This is a genomic window from Falsiroseomonas sp. E2-1-a20 (assembly GCF_051433195.1).
Classification (GTDB): Bacteria; Pseudomonadota; Alphaproteobacteria; order Acetobacterales; family Acetobacteraceae; genus Falsiroseomonas.
Genome location: NZ_JBHMFT010000061.1, coordinates 1 through 14,511, shown reverse-complemented (window position 1 = coordinate 14,511; position 14,511 = coordinate 1). Strand labels below are relative to the sequence as shown.

General features: G+C 70.1%; 15 protein-coding genes. 9 read left to right on the top strand and 6 right to left on the bottom strand.

Translation table 11 applies throughout. The annotated features are described in order from the left end of the window. Nucleotides 1-156 precede the first annotated feature (156 nt). The 6 genes from ACFHPP_RS28395 to ACFHPP_RS28370 form a co-directional block, all read right to left on the bottom strand. A complete protein-coding gene (locus ACFHPP_RS28395) occupies nucleotides 157-1,119 on the bottom strand; it encodes a Bug family tripartite tricarboxylate transporter substrate binding protein (protein WP_437166602.1) in 963 nt (320 codons plus the stop codon). A 115-nt stretch (nucleotides 1,120-1,234) separates the two neighbouring features. After that, nucleotides 1,235-2,044 carry an alpha/beta fold hydrolase gene (locus tag ACFHPP_RS28390; RefSeq protein WP_437166601.1) on the bottom strand — a complete coding sequence of 270 codons (810 nt, stop codon included), beginning with the start codon at nucleotides 2,042-2,044 and terminating at the stop codon, nucleotides 1,235-1,237. Nucleotides 2,045-2,069: 25 nt separating this feature from the next. Then, nucleotides 2,070-2,729: a GntR family transcriptional regulator gene (locus ACFHPP_RS28385; RefSeq protein ID WP_437166600.1), complete on the bottom strand. Its 660-nt coding sequence runs from the start codon at nucleotides 2,727-2,729 to the stop codon at nucleotides 2,070-2,072. Beyond that, nucleotides 2,726-3,943, bottom strand: coding sequence for a CaiB/BaiF CoA transferase family protein (locus ACFHPP_RS28380; RefSeq protein WP_437166599.1), 1,218 nt, complete (start codon nucleotides 3,941-3,943; stop codon nucleotides 2,726-2,728). Before ACFHPP_RS28380 ends, ACFHPP_RS28385 begins: the two co-directional genes overlap by 4 nt. Next, a complete protein-coding gene (locus ACFHPP_RS28375) occupies nucleotides 3,940-4,809 on the bottom strand; it encodes an HpcH/HpaI aldolase/citrate lyase family protein (RefSeq protein ID WP_437166598.1) in 870 nt (289 codons plus the stop codon). Before ACFHPP_RS28375 ends, ACFHPP_RS28380 begins: the two co-directional genes overlap by 4 nt. Further along, the gene (locus ACFHPP_RS28370) at nucleotides 4,806-5,696 is read right to left on the bottom strand and encodes a 3-keto-5-aminohexanoate cleavage protein (RefSeq protein WP_437166597.1); all 891 of its coding nucleotides are present in this window, start codon (nucleotides 5,694-5,696) and stop codon (nucleotides 4,806-4,808) included. The genes ACFHPP_RS28375 and ACFHPP_RS28370 overlap by 4 nt, the downstream gene beginning before the upstream one ends. A 251-nt stretch (nucleotides 5,697-5,947) precedes the next feature. On the opposite strand from ACFHPP_RS28370, the gene ACFHPP_RS28365 reads away from it, so the two are divergent. From ACFHPP_RS28365 to ACFHPP_RS28325, 9 genes are read left to right on the top strand one after another with little or no spacing between them, the layout of a single operon-like run. After that, on the top strand, nucleotides 5,948-7,318 hold the full coding sequence (locus ACFHPP_RS28365) for an amidase (RefSeq protein WP_437166596.1): 1,371 nt from the start codon (nucleotides 5,948-5,950) through the stop codon (nucleotides 7,316-7,318). Further along, nucleotides 7,315-7,500, top strand: a complete 186-nt coding sequence (locus ACFHPP_RS28360) for a hypothetical protein (RefSeq protein ID WP_437166595.1) — start codon at nucleotides 7,315-7,317, stop codon at nucleotides 7,498-7,500. Before ACFHPP_RS28365 ends, ACFHPP_RS28360 begins: the two co-directional genes overlap by 4 nt. Before the next feature lie 28 nt (nucleotides 7,501-7,528). Next, nucleotides 7,529-9,082: an ABC transporter substrate-binding protein gene (locus ACFHPP_RS28355; protein WP_437166594.1), complete on the top strand. Its 1,554-nt coding sequence runs from the start codon at nucleotides 7,529-7,531 to the stop codon at nucleotides 9,080-9,082. A 3-nt stretch (nucleotides 9,083-9,085) separates the two neighbouring features. Next, on the top strand, nucleotides 9,086-10,027 hold the full coding sequence (locus ACFHPP_RS28350) for an ABC transporter permease (protein ID WP_437166593.1): 942 nt from the start codon (nucleotides 9,086-9,088) through the stop codon (nucleotides 10,025-10,027). Continuing rightward, nucleotides 10,024-10,902 (top strand): ABC transporter permease, encoded by an 879-nt coding sequence (locus ACFHPP_RS28345; RefSeq protein ID WP_437166592.1) that lies wholly within the window; start codon nucleotides 10,024-10,026, stop codon nucleotides 10,900-10,902. Before ACFHPP_RS28350 ends, ACFHPP_RS28345 begins: the two co-directional genes overlap by 4 nt. Next, nucleotides 10,902-11,876 (top strand): ABC transporter ATP-binding protein, encoded by a 975-nt coding sequence (locus ACFHPP_RS28340; RefSeq protein ID WP_437166591.1) that lies wholly within the window; start codon nucleotides 10,902-10,904, stop codon nucleotides 11,874-11,876. The genes ACFHPP_RS28345 and ACFHPP_RS28340 overlap by 1 nt, the downstream gene beginning before the upstream one ends. Further along, nucleotides 11,873-12,916 carry an ABC transporter ATP-binding protein gene (locus ACFHPP_RS28335; protein WP_437166590.1) on the top strand — a complete coding sequence of 348 codons (1,044 nt, stop codon included), beginning with the start codon at nucleotides 11,873-11,875 and terminating at the stop codon, nucleotides 12,914-12,916. Before ACFHPP_RS28340 ends, ACFHPP_RS28335 begins: the two co-directional genes overlap by 4 nt. Beyond that, on the top strand, nucleotides 12,913-13,542 hold the full coding sequence (locus tag ACFHPP_RS28330; protein ID WP_437166589.1) for an isochorismatase family protein: 630 nt from the start codon (nucleotides 12,913-12,915) through the stop codon (nucleotides 13,540-13,542). The genes ACFHPP_RS28335 and ACFHPP_RS28330 overlap by 4 nt, the downstream gene beginning before the upstream one ends. A 30-nt stretch (nucleotides 13,543-13,572) precedes the next feature. Further along, a complete protein-coding gene (locus ACFHPP_RS28325; RefSeq protein WP_437166588.1) occupies nucleotides 13,573-14,358 on the top strand; it encodes a glutaredoxin domain-containing protein in 786 nt (261 codons plus the stop codon). Nucleotides 14,359-14,511: the final 153 nt, after the last annotated feature.

Sequence of the window (14,511 nt, the reverse complement as noted above, 5' to 3'; positions counted from 1 at the left end):
CAACGACGGAGGGGAGACCAAGCTCAATCACGGGCTCAACGGGCCCAAGGCGGATCGGCATCCCCTCCGCCACCGCGCCAGCCAGCTTATGACGGACCGACCCGGATGCTCGAGACTTACAAGGCGGTGATCGGTCACGATCACCGGGATTTGGTATTACTGCAGCACGAGGCCGATCGCGCGCACGACCGGCTCCCAGGTCGCCCGCTCCTCGCGCAGGAACGCCGCGAGCTGGTCCGGCCCCCCGCGACCGGGCGTGCTCCCCTGGCGTGCAAGGGCAGCGCGCACCGTTGTATCCTCCAGCGCTGCGGCCACCGCAGTGGCCGCGCGGCGCAGCACCGGCTCGGGCGTGCCGGCGGGCGCCATCAAAGCCTGCCAGTTGCGCACCAGAAGCTGCGGATAGCCAAGTTCCGCTGCCGACAGAATGGACGGCGCCAGGGCAGACCGCTCGCGTCCCGTGACCGCCAGCGCGCGGAGTTGGCCGGCCTCGACCAGCGGCAGAACCGCGGAGATGTCGCCGAAGATGGCGTCGATCTTCCCTACCATGACGTCCGGCAGCGCCGCTCCGGTGCCACGATAGGGCACATGCTCGAAGCGCACGCCGGCGATACGGCCGAGCAACTCCATCGCCAGGTGCGGCGTGGTGCCGATGCCGGCGGAGCCCAGGTTCAGCTCCCCCGGACGGGCGCGGGCCAGCGCCAGGAATGCGTCCAGGGTGGCGGCAGGCGATGATGAGGGCACCACGAGCAACTGCGGGCTCTCGGCAATCAATGCGATTGGCGCCAGCGCGCGCAGCGGGTCCGGCGCATCTGGGGATGCCGCGGGCGCGATAGTCAGCGGACCCGGGGAGCCAAGGAGCAGCGTGTGGCCATCCGGCCGCGCCTGTACCACTTGGCGTGTGCCCACTAGACCACCTGCGCCCGGCCGGTTCTCGACGACCACGGGCTGGCCAAGCTGCCGGCGCAGCCCCTCCGCCAAGAGGCGGGCCGTATTGTCCACTGGACCGCCCGGCGCGAAGGGCACGACGAGGGTGATGGCACGTTGCGGCCAGGACTGCTCCTGCGCGACGACCAAGCCAGGCCAGACCAGGCCGACTGCGAGGATCAGGCGGCGCGGCAATGCCGCGCTCGTAGCGCCGCCCCGAGGAAGCTGCCGGTCCATTTCGTCCTCTCTGCCTCTGTCCATCGCCGGGTTCTCTGTGAGCATAATAGGTCTCTCCTCCGACATGCGTCCGCTATGCTCCGCCCCGCAGGAAGGCGATGACGCGCGCGTTGAAGGCTTCGGGCTGTTCCCAGTTGATGGCATGACCGGCCTCCGGCAGCACCTCCCATTCGTGCGCGGGAAGATGAGCGGCCCAGCGGTGCATCAGTGCCGGTGGCGCGTAGAGGTCGGCACCCGCCGCCAGCACCAGCACCGGACAGGCGACGCCGCCGAGCTTGGCATAGGTGTTCGGGCTCCGCAGTGGCTGCGCCACCGCGTCTGGCTGCCGGGCGCCGTGCTCAATGGCGGCCCAGCGCGCGGTGCCTTCTGGATCGAAGCCGCGAAAGGTCGGGCCGAGCTCGCGCAATTCGCCTGGCAGGCGCTGGAAGTCCGGCGTGTTGAGGCGCTGGAAGACGGCCTGGATCTCGGGTTCGATGAACTGGCCGTAGCTGGCGGCAACAACCAGGCTCAGCAACCGTTCGCGTCGCCAAGCTGCGTAGTCGAGCGCAGCGAAGCCGCCGCCCGCTACACCGAGCAGATGGAAGCGCTGGAGGCCGAGATGATCGACGAGTGCGTCGAGGTCACCGGCAATGCTGCCGGGCTGGGGGCCGGTTTCGGGCATGCAAAGGCTACGTCCCCAGCCGCGTCGATCAAAGGCGATGGCGCGGAAGCCGGCCTCGGCAAGCGCGGGGATCTGCTTTTCCCAGATCGCGCTCGTCCCGGTGTTGGGATGCAGCAGAACGACGGGCGGGCCTTCGCCGCCACTGTCGGTGAACCAGAGCCGCACGCCGGGCAGCTCCGCGTGGCGGCCGGGCGCCGCATTTTCCATCTCCACCCCCGTCACGTGATCTCTGCCCAATTGCCAGCGTCTATGCTGCCCGACCCACATCGCGCATCTTGATCACTACCCGCGCTTCCTCGACATGCTCGCGCATCAGGTGTTCCGCCCGGCCTCCTTGGCGTGAGGCAATGGCATTCAGGATGCCGCGGTGCTGGGTGTTGAAGCGGCTGAGCAGGGCACGGTCATACAAGCGGGGCGCCACATGGCCGACCAGCGGCACTCGATGCACCGCCTCCAGCGCACGCAGAAAGAACCGGTTCGGCACGGTGCTGCGGAGCTGGGCGTGGAAGGCAGTATTCTGCGCCTGCCATGCCGTGCCATCCACCGATCCGCCGGCGCGCAGTAGGTCATCCACCGTCAGCACCGCGGCCAGCATCGCATGTTCCGCCTCCCGCGGCAGGCCGCGCTCCGCGGCCAGGCGCGCGGCCTGGCCTTCCAGCAGCGCGCGCATCTCATAGGCCTCCTCCACCTCGTCGGCGCTGACGACGCGCACGGAAAAGCCACGATGCGGGCCATGCTCGGTCAGGCCGTCCCGGGTCAGTGCGGTCAGCGCCTCCCGCACCGGAGACCGCGAGACGCCGAAGCCCTCTGCCAGCTCCATCTCGCGCAGCCGCATCCCGGGCGGCAGGTCGCCAGAAAGGATGCGGGCGCGCAGGGCGGATTCGATTTCCTGCGCCTCCTGGTTCATACGGCGCCCCGTTCCCGCAATGCCGCGATCTCGCCCGCGGTCATGCCGAGCCATCCCTGCAGCACGGCATCGGTTTCCGCCCCCAGCGCCTGGCCCAGATGCGCCACATGTGCTGGCGTTTCCGACATGCGCCCGACCGGCGCCGGGACCGCAAGGTTGCCCGCGCGCGCGTCCGCCACCCGCAGGATGCTGCCGCGCGCGGCGTAGTGCGGGTCGGCGAAGATCTCGTCGATCGCATAGACCGGCCCGGCCGGCACCTGTGCGGCCTCGCAGGCGGACAGCAGCGCATCGCGCGTCAGGTTCTGGGTCCAGGCGGTGACGGTTGCGTTGACTCCGGCGCGGTCGCGGACCCTGGCGGCCGTCGTTGCCCAGCGGCCGGGCTGCGCCAGTTCCGGTGCTCCGATCAGCTGCGCGAGTCGCGCGAAGATAGTGTCGGATGTGCAGGCGATGGCGACCCAGCGGCCATCCGCAGTCGGGTAGTGGCTGTGCGGCGCGACGATGGCGGTTTCCGCCCCGGCGCGTTCCCGCACATGGCCCCCGTGGTCGTAGGCCGGGACGAGTTCGTCGAGGATGCGGAACACGCCTTCATACAGCGCCACGTCCACCACCTGGCCGCGGCCGCTGCGGTCACGGTGGCGTAGCGCCGCGAGCATAGCGAAGCCGCCGAACAATCCGGCCATGTAGTCGGCGAGCGTGGCGGAACCCGGGTTCGCTGGTGGCCGGTCAGGCTCGCCGGACAGGAAGGAGATGCCGCCAAAGGCGTTGGCGATGCGCCCGAAGCAGGGGCGTGCCGCGTAGGGCCCCTCCTGCCCGTAGCCGGAGATGCGCAGCAGCACCAGGCGGGGATTGGCGGCGCGCAGCTGGTCCCAGCCCAGGCCCCACTTCTCCAGCGTGCCGACCTGGAAATTTTCGCACACAGCATCGGCCTGCGCCACCAGGCGAAGCAGCAGCACCGCGCCTTCCGGCTTGCGGAGGTCGATGGTGACGCTGCGCTTGTTGCGGCCCTCGCTCAGCCAGACCAACGTGTCGCCATGCTCGGTCGGCGTGCCGAGGCGTCGGCAGTGGTCGCCGATGCCCGGCAGTTCCACCTTCACCACTTCCGCGCCCATCTCCGCGAACATCGTGGCGGCGAAGGGCGCGGCAATGAAGGTGCCGAGGTCGAGCACCCGCAGCCCGTCCAGCGCGCCCGGAGCCTTCGGTGCGGCGGGCGTCATGCCTGGCCCGCCATAGCCAGAAGGTCCCGTGCCCGGCGCGCCACCGGCTCGTCCACCAGCCGGCCGGCGACCACGATCGCGCCGGATCCGGCAGCGCCCGCCGCGGCATAGGCTGCCACGACCTCCTGCGCCCAGACGAGTTCGGCGGCGGCGGGCACCAGCCCGGCCCGCAGCGGGGCGAGTTGTGCCGGATGGATGGCGAGCTTGCCGCCGAAGCCCATGGCGGCGGCCTGCCGCATCGCGGCTTCGGCACCCTGCGGGTCCCGCACATCGAGGTGCACGCCATCGAGCGGAGCGGCCAGGCCCGCCGCGCGGGATCCGGCGACACAGAGACGCTGCGCATGCAGGATAGCGGCGGCCGCATCAGCGGCGCCCGTGCCAAGATCGGCCATAAGGTCCACGGTGCCGAGCGCGACGCGCGCGACGGCGGCCCTGGCCCATGGCAGGTTCGGCAACGCCAGTAGGCCCCGCGCGGTCTCGACGATTGGCAGGATCTCGACCGTCGCGGGATCGCGCCGCAACGCACCGCAAATCTGCCGGACGGCCCAGCCGATGGCGTGCAGGTCTTCCGGCGCCTCGGCCTTCGGCAGCACGATGCCATCGGCGCCGGCTTCCAGCGCGGCCTGCAGATCGGCCAAGCACATCGGCGTGCCGGCGGAATTGATGCGGACATAGCGGCCTGCCGCGCCCTGCACACGCGGCAGGCCCAGCAACCGGGCCAAGGCGGCACGGGCGCCCACCTTCTCGCCCGGGGGCACCGCATCCTCCAGGTCGAGGATCGCGGCGTCGGCGGCGGCGGCCATGGCGCCCTCGGCCCGGCGCGCGACATTGGCCGGAGCGAACAGCAGGATGCGCGGCGGGTTCATGCGGCGACCCGCTGCAGGCCGAGCATGGCGCGTGCCTCGGCGGGGCTGGCGACCTCGCGTCCCACGCGGCGTGCCAGCGCGGCGACTTCCGCCACCAAGTCGGCATTGGTCGGGGTGGCACGGTTGGGGTAGGACCAGTCGCCGATGCCGATCGCGACATGGCCGCCCAGCGCGATCGCGCGTTCCGCCAGCGGCAGGGCATCGCCTTCCTTGCAGCAGACGGCCCAGTGCAGCCGGCGCCCCGCCGGCAGGTGGTCCAGGAAGGCGCGCAAGCCCGCCTCGGTCGCCGGATGGCCGCCGAGGATGCCGCCCTCGGTGTGCACCAGCAGGACCCAGCCCGGTTCCGCCACCTCACCGGTCTCCAGCAACGCGCCGAGGGTGCGCAGGAAGGGGATCGACCAACAGGCCAGCGCCGGGGCCACGCCCGCGGCACGGAAGGCGCGCAGGAAGCGGCGCAGGGTGCCGTGGGTGTTCACATAGGTCCGGTCGCCGCTGCGGAAGCCGGCGGCGGCACCTTCGAAGACATCAATGTTGGTGCTGCCGAGGTCGAGCGAGGCAAATTCGGGCCGCAACGCCTCGGTCCGCGCCAGTTCCAGGATGTGGGCGATGCGTTGTTCGGGGTCGGACTGGGTGATCTGCCCCAGGGTGGGGTGCACCAGCAGGCCCGGGGCGGCGGCGCGGATCGCGCGTAGGATCGCGGCGTAGGTCGAGGTGGCGTGGTCCGGCGCGCCGTCCGCGGCGCGGGCGTGGAAATGCACGATAGCGGCGCCGGCCTGCGCGACGGCCGCGGCATCGCGGCCGATTTCCGTGGCGGTCCACGGCACGTGCGGATTGCCGCCGCGGCTGGCGTATTCGTTGATCCGCGCTTCGATGATCAGCTTTTCCAAGCCAAGCACCCTCCTTTGTTGCATGCAATCTAGCGCCTCTGCCGCAGAAAACATAGCCGAAAGACCATCAAACTGGCGGTCAAAGGGCGCAAATGGCGGCTTCCGATGCCGTAGGCCCAAAATTCCCCGGTCGTGACGTATCAAGCTTGCATGCAATGAGGGGGTCATGCCTACTATCGGCATCGCTGCAGCGGAGGCCACAGGTGTCTTACCTCCTGACCATGCCGCCCAGCCGGCCACGATAGCCTAGCATGGCAACCGACCCCTCGCCCTGCCCCGGCGTCGTCGAAGCGGCCGCCGCCATCGCGGCAGGGTCGCTGTCGCCCGTCGCGCTGCTGGAGCAGTGCCTGGCCCGTATCGCCTCGAGGGACGGTGCGCTGCACGCCTTCCACCACCTCGACGCGGAAGGCGCCCGCAGCGCCGCGCGTGACGCCGCAGCCGGACTTGCCGCCGGCCGCCCCCATGGGCCGTTGTATGGCCTGCCCTTTGGGGTGAAGGACAATTACGATGCCGCCGGCCTGCCCTGCGCCGCCGGATCCCGCCTGCGCGCCGGCTATGTGCCGGATCGTGATGCGGCGCTGGTCGCAGCCCTGCGTGGCAAAGGCGCGGTGCTGGCCGGCAAGCTCGCCACCTGGGAATACGGCACCGGCAATGGCGGTGAATATTTCGACCAGCCCATGCCCCCAGCCCGCAATCCCTGGGACCGCGAGCGCTTCACCGGTGGCTCCTCGACCGGCTGCGGCGTCGCCGTCGCGGAAGGCATGCTGCCCTTCGCCCTGGGCTCCGACACAACGGGGTCCGTCCGCCTGCCGGCGGCGGCGACCGGCACGGTGGGCATCATCCCGACGCCGGGCACGCTGAGCCTGGATGGCATCCTGCCGAACTGCTGGTCGCTGGACGTGCCGGGCGCCTTTGCCTGGGCGGTGCCCGATGTGGCGCTGGTGCTGGAGACGCTGATGCCCGGGGCCCCGGCGCTGCATGCGGCGACGCAGACGGGCGCGCAGGGCCTGTCCGTGGCGGTAGTGCGCAGGCCTGGTGACGGGCTGCCGGACGCCGATGCGCCTCTGGCCGAAGGCTTTGAGGCCGGGCTTCGCGTGCTGTCCGGCATCGGCGTGCGGCTGACGGAGGTGGCGCTGCCCGTCGCCGCGGCGGACTGCCTGGCGGCGGCACGGCTAATTGGCCCGGCGGAATCGGCCGCCATCCACGAGAAGGAATTGCGCGAGCGGCCGGAACAAATGGGCCGTGCGCTGCGCGACAAGCTGCTCGCCGGTTCCCTGGTGCGCGCCGTCGACTACCTGGCGGCGCAGCGCCTGCGGCGGGTTGTGGCGGAGGGCATGGCGGCGCTGATGGCGCGCTTCGACGTGCTGGTCACCTACGGCACGCTGCACCTGCCGCCACGCCTCGGCGTCGAGCCTGAGAGCACCGCCTTCACGCTGGAGACGATGCTGACGCCGTTCAACCTCGCGGGGCTACCCGCCCTTGTCCAATGCACCGGCTTCTCCGCCGCAGGCCTGCCGCTGCACTGGCAGATGGCGGCGCGGCGCGGCGGGGAGGCGACGCTGCTGCGCCTCGCCGCCGCCTATGAGGCCGCGACACCCTGGCGCAGCCGGAGGCCGGCATGAGCACCGAGGCTACGGCAGCCGAGATCGCAGCCTTCGTGCAGCGGCACGGGTTGCAGAACCTGTCGGAGGTGGACCACGCGCGACTGCGTATCCTGGCGCCGGCTATCGCGCGCCTGGGCCAGGCGGTACCGCGGATCGCGCGCAAGGACTTGGCGCCGCTGCCGCCACCCAGCATCGACTGACCGATAAACAAGGAAAAAGGGGCACATCATGTCTGGACGAGCAACACCCTTCATCAGCCGCCGCGGCATCGCCGCCGCGATCGGCGCCATCGGCGCCGCGGCCGCCCTCGGCGCGCCGCAGGCGCAGTCGCAGTCGCGCAGCCTGCGTGTCCGCTTTGGCGCCGACATCTCGCAGCTCGACCCGGCCCGCATCTTCCAGATCGAGAATCAATCCATCGCTGGCCATGTCTACAACGGGCTGGTGAAGTACGACCAGGCGACGAACGAGATCGTCGACGACATCTCGACCGGCCACGAGGTGTCCAGCGACGGGAAGACCTGGACCTTCAGGCTGCGGCCCAACGTCACTTGGCACAAGAACTTCGGCGCCTTCACCTCCGACGACGTAAAGTTCACCTTCGAGCGCATCCTCGACCCGGCGACGGCCAGCGCCTATCGCGGCCAGCTCGCCGGGCTGGTGGAGGTCAGGGCACCGGATCCGCTGACGGTGCAATTTGTCCTGGAGGCGCCGAACGCCGGCTTCCTGCACAAGCTGTGCGCCTTTAACCAGGGCTGGCTGGTGTCCCGCCGCGCCGTTACCGAACTCGGCGAGCGCTACGCGCTGAACCCCATCGGCACCGGCCCCTTCATGTTCGAGCGCTGGACCGCCGGCAATGAGGTGCGGCTTTCCGCTAATGCGCAGTATTTCGGCGGCGCGCCGGCGCTGTCCGAGGTCATCTTTCGCATCATCCGGGACGAAACGGCGGCCGCAATCGCGCTGGAGAACCGCGAGATCGACATCTTCTTCTCGCTGCAGCAGCCGGAGGTGATCGATCGCCTGCGCCGCACACAGGGGGTGACCCTGCTGGACCGCGCCTCCAACAACACGGTCAACCTGGTGCTGAACACCACGGTGGGTCCGCTGCGCGACGTGCGCGTGCGCCGCGCTATGGCTCATGCGATGAACCGCAAGGCACTGGTGGACGGCTTCTTCCGCGGCACCAAGTTCGAGGCGCGCAGCGTGCTGACCTCCACCTTCCAGGATTTTACCGAGGAAGGTGTGCCCGCCTACCCCTACGACCCAGACCGGGCCCGCGCCCTGCTGCGGGAGGCCGGCGTTTCGAACTTTCGGTTCGAGATCACGACGGTCGCGCTGAACCCCTACGACCGCTTCCCCGTGCCACTGGCCAACGACCTGCAGCAGGTCGGCATCCAGGCGACGGTGCGGGTGCTAGACCGCGGCGCCTACCTGCAGGCCAGATCCTCCGGCAACGTGCAGTCCTGCGTCACCGCCGTCGTCGGGCCGCCGGACCCGGACACGCCCCTGGTCACGCTGTACCACACGCGATCCCACCCGCCCGGGCTCAACACCTCCCGCTACACCGGCGTCGATGATTTGCTGGCCACGGCCTCGGCGGAGCTGGATGCGGCGAAGCGGAAGGCGGTCTACCAGCAGATCCTGGCGCGAACGATGACGGACATCCCGGTCATCCCGCTGTTCGCAGACCGGCTGTTCGTGGCGCATGGCGCTGCGGTGCAGGGCTTCGTGCAGAACAGCCTGTTCACCGTGAACGTCGCCTCGGTCTCGCTGCGGGGCACCTGAGGGGTGCTGCGCCATATCGGCCAATGCCTGGTGCAACTGGTCGTCGCCATGGTCGGGATCGTCACGGTGGCCTTCTTCCTGGTGCGCGCCATCCCGGGCGATCCCGCACTGTACATGCTGGGCGACTTTGCGACGGCAGAGTCCCTGGCGACGCTGCGGGCCCGCCTCGGCCTCGACCTGCCGGTATGGGAGCAGTACTTCATCTTCCTGGGCCGGGCCCTGCGCGGCGACCTTGGCGCCTCGGTCGTTACCGGGCAGCCGGCGCTGGCGGAGATCCTGGCCGGCGTGCCGTCCTCGGCCTCCCTCGCCATCACCGGCATCGGCATCGCGATCCTCATCGGCGTGCCGCTCGGTATCGTCGCGGCGGTCCGGCAAGGGAGCTGGGCGGATGCGGCAGTGATGGTGGCGGCGCTCGGCGGCATCTCCTTCCCGGTATTCTGGGTCGGGCTGGTCGCGATCCTGCTGCTGTCGCATCAGGTCCCGCTGTTCCCGGCGCTCGGCGCATCCTCCGACCCCGGCTTCTGGACCGGGCTGCACCACCTGGCGCTGCCGGCGATCGTGCTGGGCGTTTCTGTGGCGGCCTACATCGCGCGCCTCACCCGATCCGCGATGCTGGAAGTGCTGGGCCAGGACTTCATCCGGGTGGCCCGCGCCATGGGCGTGCCGGAACACCGCATCGTCTGGCGGCTGGCGCTGCGCAACGCGGTCATTCCCATTCTCGCCGTCATCGGCGTCACCTTCGCCTGGTCGCTCGGCAACGCGATCCTGGTCGAGGTGGTGTTCAGCCGGCCGGGCCTCGGCTCCACCATCCTCAAGGCGATCCTGGCCCGCGACTACCAGCTCGTGCAGGCCGGCGTGCTGGTGCTGGCGGCGGCCGTGGTGCTGGTGAACGTGGCGCTGGACCTGCTGTACGGGGTGATCGACCCACGGCTGAGGGCGGCATGAGCGCCAGCATGACCGTGGCCGCGCGCAGGCGCGCAAGCCTCCGCCGCTACACCCGCCATCCCGGCTTCATGGTCGGCATCGTGCTGCTGGTGCTGCTGCTGCTGGTCGCGCTGGCCGCGCCCCTCCTGGCGCCGCATTCGCCAACGCGGACGGACCTGATGCAAACGCTGGCCGCGCCATCCGCGACCTATCCGCTCGGCACCGACCAGTTCGGCCGCTGCGTCCTGTCCAGGCTGATCTGGGGCGCGCGCATCTCGCTCCAGGTCGGCTTCTTCGTGGTGCTGCTCTCGCTGACCATCGGCACGCTGATCGGCGCCGTCGCGGGCTTCGCCGGTGGCTGGGTGGAGCGTGTCATCGTCGCCCTCAACGACATCCTGCTGGCCTTCCCGTCCTTTTTGCTGGCGCTCGCGCTGGTGGCGGCGCGTGGCAACTCGCTCGATTCCATCATCCTCGCCGTCGCCATCGCCTATACGCCACGCATCGCCGCGGTGATGCGCTCCGTCGTGCTGACGATCCGGCCGCGGCCCTTCATCGAGGCCTCGCACGCCATCGGCATGACGCCGCTGCGCGTGCTGCTGCGCCATGTCATCCCGAACGCGCTGCCGCCGGTGATCGTGGTGGCGACGGTGAGCGCGGCGACCGCGATCCTGGCGGAGGCGGGGCTTTCCTTTCTCGGGCTGGGCGTGCAGCCGCCGACGCCGACCTGGGGCAACGTGATCGCGGAAGGACAGACGGCCATCACCTCAAACCCGCTGATTTCGCTGTCCGCCGGGCTCTGCATCGCGGTGACAGTCATCGCGCTGAACCTGCTGGGCGATGGTCTGCGCGACACGCTGGACCCGCAGATGCGACGCAACACCGGCAAGCTGCTGTGATGCCGCCCATCCTCGACATCAGGGGCCTTACCACCGCATTCCCGGGCGAGACGGGCCGGCAGGTCCTGGTTGATGACGTGTCGCTGCAGGTGTCGCCGGGCGAGATCCTCGCTGTGGTCGGCGAATCCGGCTCTGGCAAGACCATGACCTTCCTTTCGGCGCTCGGTCTGGTACCTCGACCCGGGCGCGTCGTCGGTGGCCAGGCCCTGCTGGACGGCGAGGATCTGCTGCGGCTGCAGCCGGAGGCCTTGCGCCGTGCCCGTGGCGCGCGGATCGCGATGGTGTTCCAGGACCCGCTGACCGGCCTCAACCCGGTGTTCCCCGTCGGCGAGCAGATCATCGAGGTGTTGCGCGCGCACCTGCCGATCGGGCGGCGGGAGGCGCGCGCGCGCGCCATCGCCCTGCTCGGCCGCGTCCAGATTCCGGACGCATCGCAACGTGTGGATGACTACCCGCACCAGTTCTCCGGCGGCATGCGCCAGCGCGTGCTGATCGCCATGGCGATCGCGCTCGGTCCGAAGGTGCTGATCTGCGACGAACCGACCACGGCGCTGGACGTGACGGTCCAGGCGCAGGTGCTGGAGCTGCTGGCGGAGCTGCGGCGGGAAACCGGGATGGCGATGGTGCTGGTGACGCACGACCTCGGCGTCGTCGCCCGCCATGCGGATCGCATCGCGGTGATGTATGCCGGCCGCGTGGTCGAGACCGGGGCCATCGACACCGTCTTCGCCCACACCCGCCATCCCTACACCGCCAGCCTGTTCCGCAGCGTCCCCGAATTGGACGGGCCGGCCGGCGAGGCGCTGCGCCCGATCGAGGGCCAGCCACCCGATCCGGCGGCGCGCCCGCCCGGCTGCGCCTTCGAGCCGCGTTGCTTCGTGGGCCACGGCCGCGCGCGCTGCCGGACGGAGCGGCCGGCGCTGGTCGAGAGCGCCGCCTGCCACTTCTCCGCCGAGCTGGAGACCGCGGAATGACCACACCGCCGCTGCTCGAGGTCGAGGCCCTGGAAAAGCGCTTCGGCGGCGGCACCACGCTGTTCGGCGCGGCGAAGCCCGTGGTCCGCGCGGTGGACGACCTGTCCTTCACGCTTCTCCGTGGCGAAACGCTGGGCATCGTTGGCGAGACCGGCAGCGGGAAAAGCACGCTGGCCCGCCTGGTGCTGCAACTCATCCGACCGAGCGCCGGCCGCATCCGTTTCGAAGGTCAGGACGTCACCAGCCACTCGGCCGCGCAGGTGCGGGCGTTGCGACGCCGGATGCAAATGGTATTCCAGGATCCATACGGATCGCTCGATCCGCGCATGACGGCCGGCTCGATCATCGCGGAGCCGCTGGCCGTGCATGGCACGCCGAGGGGCGAGATCGCGGGACGCGTGGCGGAGGTGATGCGCCAGGTGGGGCTTTCCCCTGCCATGGCGGACCGCTACCCGCACGAATTCTCCGGCGGGCAGCGGCAGCGCATCGGCATCGCGCGCGCGGTGGCGCTGGCGCCGGCCCTGCTGGTGCTGGATGAGCCCGTCTCGGCGCTGGATGTCTCGGTGCAGGCGCAGATCCTGAACCTGCTGCGGGATCTGCAGTCGCGCCTCGGCCTCGCCTACCTGTTCATCGCGCACGACTTGGCGGTGGTGCGCCATGTCAGCGACCGGGTGGCGGTGATGTACCTCGGCCGCATCGTCGAGACGGCGCCGCGCGACGCGCTGTATGGCGTGCCACGGCATCCCTACACCGTCTCGCTGCTTTCCGCCGTGCCCCTGGCCGACCCGGTGCGGGAACGGCGGCGCAAGCGCATCCTGCTGCATGGCGAGATCGGCAGCGCGACGGCGCTGCCGAGCGGGTGCCGCTTTCACCCGCGCTGCTTCCGGGCCCGTTCGGTCGCTGCCGCCATGGCGGACACCGTGCCGGCGTCCGGCGCTATGCTGCCACGCGCCTGTGTGGAGCGGCCGCCCCAACTGGCGCCGGCCGATACGGCTGGCCACCTCGTCGCCTGCCACTATCCGGAGGAGGCCAACGCATGAGCGTAACCCGCGAGGACAACTACAAAGGCGTGTTCGACGGCCGCATCGGCTTTGGGCGCAGGCCTGCCATCGTCGTCATCGACTTCACCCTGGCCTACACTACGCCCGGCGCCCCCTTCTTCGCCGCCGGCGTCGTTGATGCGGTACGAGAGACGGTTCCGCTACTGGAGGCGGCGCGTGCGGCGGGAGTGCCGGTAATCTACACCAAGGTGCTGTACCATCCCTCGGGCCGTGACGGCGGCATGTTCATGCGCAAGGTCCCGGCCCTGGCGCTGATGGTGCCGGGCGAGAAGCTGGCCGAGATCGACCCGCTGGTGGCGCCGCAGGAGGCCGACGTCGTCATCGTCAAGCAGTACCCCAGCCCGTTCTTCGGAACGTCGCTCGGCGCGCTGCTGACGGCGGAGGGGATCGACACGCTGATCCTCACCGGCTGCTCGACCAGCGGCTGCGTGCGCGCCGGCGCCATCGACGGCGTCCAGTACGGCTTCCGCGTTATCGTGCCGCGCGAATGCGTGGGCGACCGGCATGACGGGCCGCATGACGCGAACCTGTTCGACATCAATGCGAAGTACGGGGATGTGCTGCCGAAGTCGGAGGTGATCGATTACCTCCGTGGCCTCGGCTGACGCATCGCCCACATCCGGGAGGAACACGACATGAGGAACGATGACAACATTCGCGTCTACTGGATGACCGGCTGCACGAGCTGCCTGCGCACCAAGGAATTCCTGACCCGTCATAAGGTGGCCTTCCTGTCCCGCAACGTGTTGGAGGATCCGGAGGCCTATGCGGAGCTGGAGGAGTTCGGCCTGCGCCAGGTACCCATCGTTACGCGCGGCGGCGAATGGGTGAACGGCCAGGTGCTGGCCGACGTGGCACGCATCGCCGGCATCCCATGGGGCGGATCGAAGCTGCTGCCGGTGGCGGAGCTGCGTCGGCGGCTGGAGACCATGCTGTCCGCCACCGACCGGTTCCTGGCGCAGATGCCGGAGGCGCAACTGGCGCGCAACCTGCCGAACCGGCCACGCTCCTATGCCGATCTCGCCTACCACATCTACAACATCGCCGATGCCTTCCTGGAGCACGAGGACGACATTCCCCTGACCTTCGAGAGCTACAACCGCGTGCCGATGCAGGGCGAGGGCACGCGCCAGACGCTGATCGCCTATGGGCAGGATGTGCAGGCGCGTCTGTCCGCCTGGTTCGAGGGGTCGGGCCGCGGCCGGGACTGGGCGGCGCGCGCGGATGTCTACTACGGGGAACAGACGCTGCACGAGTTTCTGGAGCGGACGACCTGGCATGCCGGCCAGCATGTGCGGCAGATCATGTGGGTGCTGGAGGGGCTCGGCATCGCACCAGACGGCAAATTGGGACCGGAGACATTTGTTGGCCTGCCGATGCCGGTCCAGATCTGGGATGACATGACTGCGCAGCCCGCCTGAGGACAAGGTGCCGGAAGCGGCAGGCCTTTGGGCGACCCAGGCCGGCGAGCGGCGGCGGCCAGAGACGGTACGAGCCGACCCAAGGGCGGTCCAGACTTAGCCGCAATGATGCATGAGGGCGGGCTTGCGGTGTCGTTCTGACACGCCGGCATG

Coding starts and splice junctions, on each gene's coding strand:
- ACFHPP_RS28380 (WP_437166599.1), bottom strand. CDS start 3,943: ATGACGCCCGCCGCACCGAAGGCTCCGGGCGCGCTGGACGGGCTGCGG.
- ACFHPP_RS28355 (WP_437166594.1), top strand. CDS start 7,529: ATGTCTGGACGAGCAACACCCTTCATCAGCCGCCGCGGCATCGCCGCC.
- ACFHPP_RS28360 (WP_437166595.1), top strand. CDS start 7,315: ATGAGCACCGAGGCTACGGCAGCCGAGATCGCAGCCTTCGTGCAGCGG.
- ACFHPP_RS28375 (WP_437166598.1), bottom strand. CDS start 4,809: ATGAACCCGCCGCGCATCCTGCTGTTCGCTCCGGCCAATGTCGCGCGC.
- ACFHPP_RS28365 (WP_437166596.1), top strand. CDS start 5,948: ATGGCAACCGACCCCTCGCCCTGCCCCGGCGTCGTCGAAGCGGCCGCC.
- ACFHPP_RS28345 (WP_437166592.1), top strand. CDS start 10,024: ATGAGCGCCAGCATGACCGTGGCCGCGCGCAGGCGCGCAAGCCTCCGC.
- ACFHPP_RS28385 (WP_437166600.1), bottom strand. CDS start 2,729: ATGAACCAGGAGGCGCAGGAAATCGAATCCGCCCTGCGCGCCCGCATC.
- ACFHPP_RS28335 (WP_437166590.1), top strand. CDS start 11,873: ATGACCACACCGCCGCTGCTCGAGGTCGAGGCCCTGGAAAAGCGCTTC.
- ACFHPP_RS28330 (WP_437166589.1), top strand. CDS start 12,913: ATGAGCGTAACCCGCGAGGACAACTACAAAGGCGTGTTCGACGGCCGC.
- ACFHPP_RS28325 (WP_437166588.1), top strand. CDS start 13,573: ATGAGGAACGATGACAACATTCGCGTCTACTGGATGACCGGCTGCACG.
- ACFHPP_RS28340 (WP_437166591.1), top strand. CDS start 10,902: ATGCCGCCCATCCTCGACATCAGGGGCCTTACCACCGCATTCCCGGGC.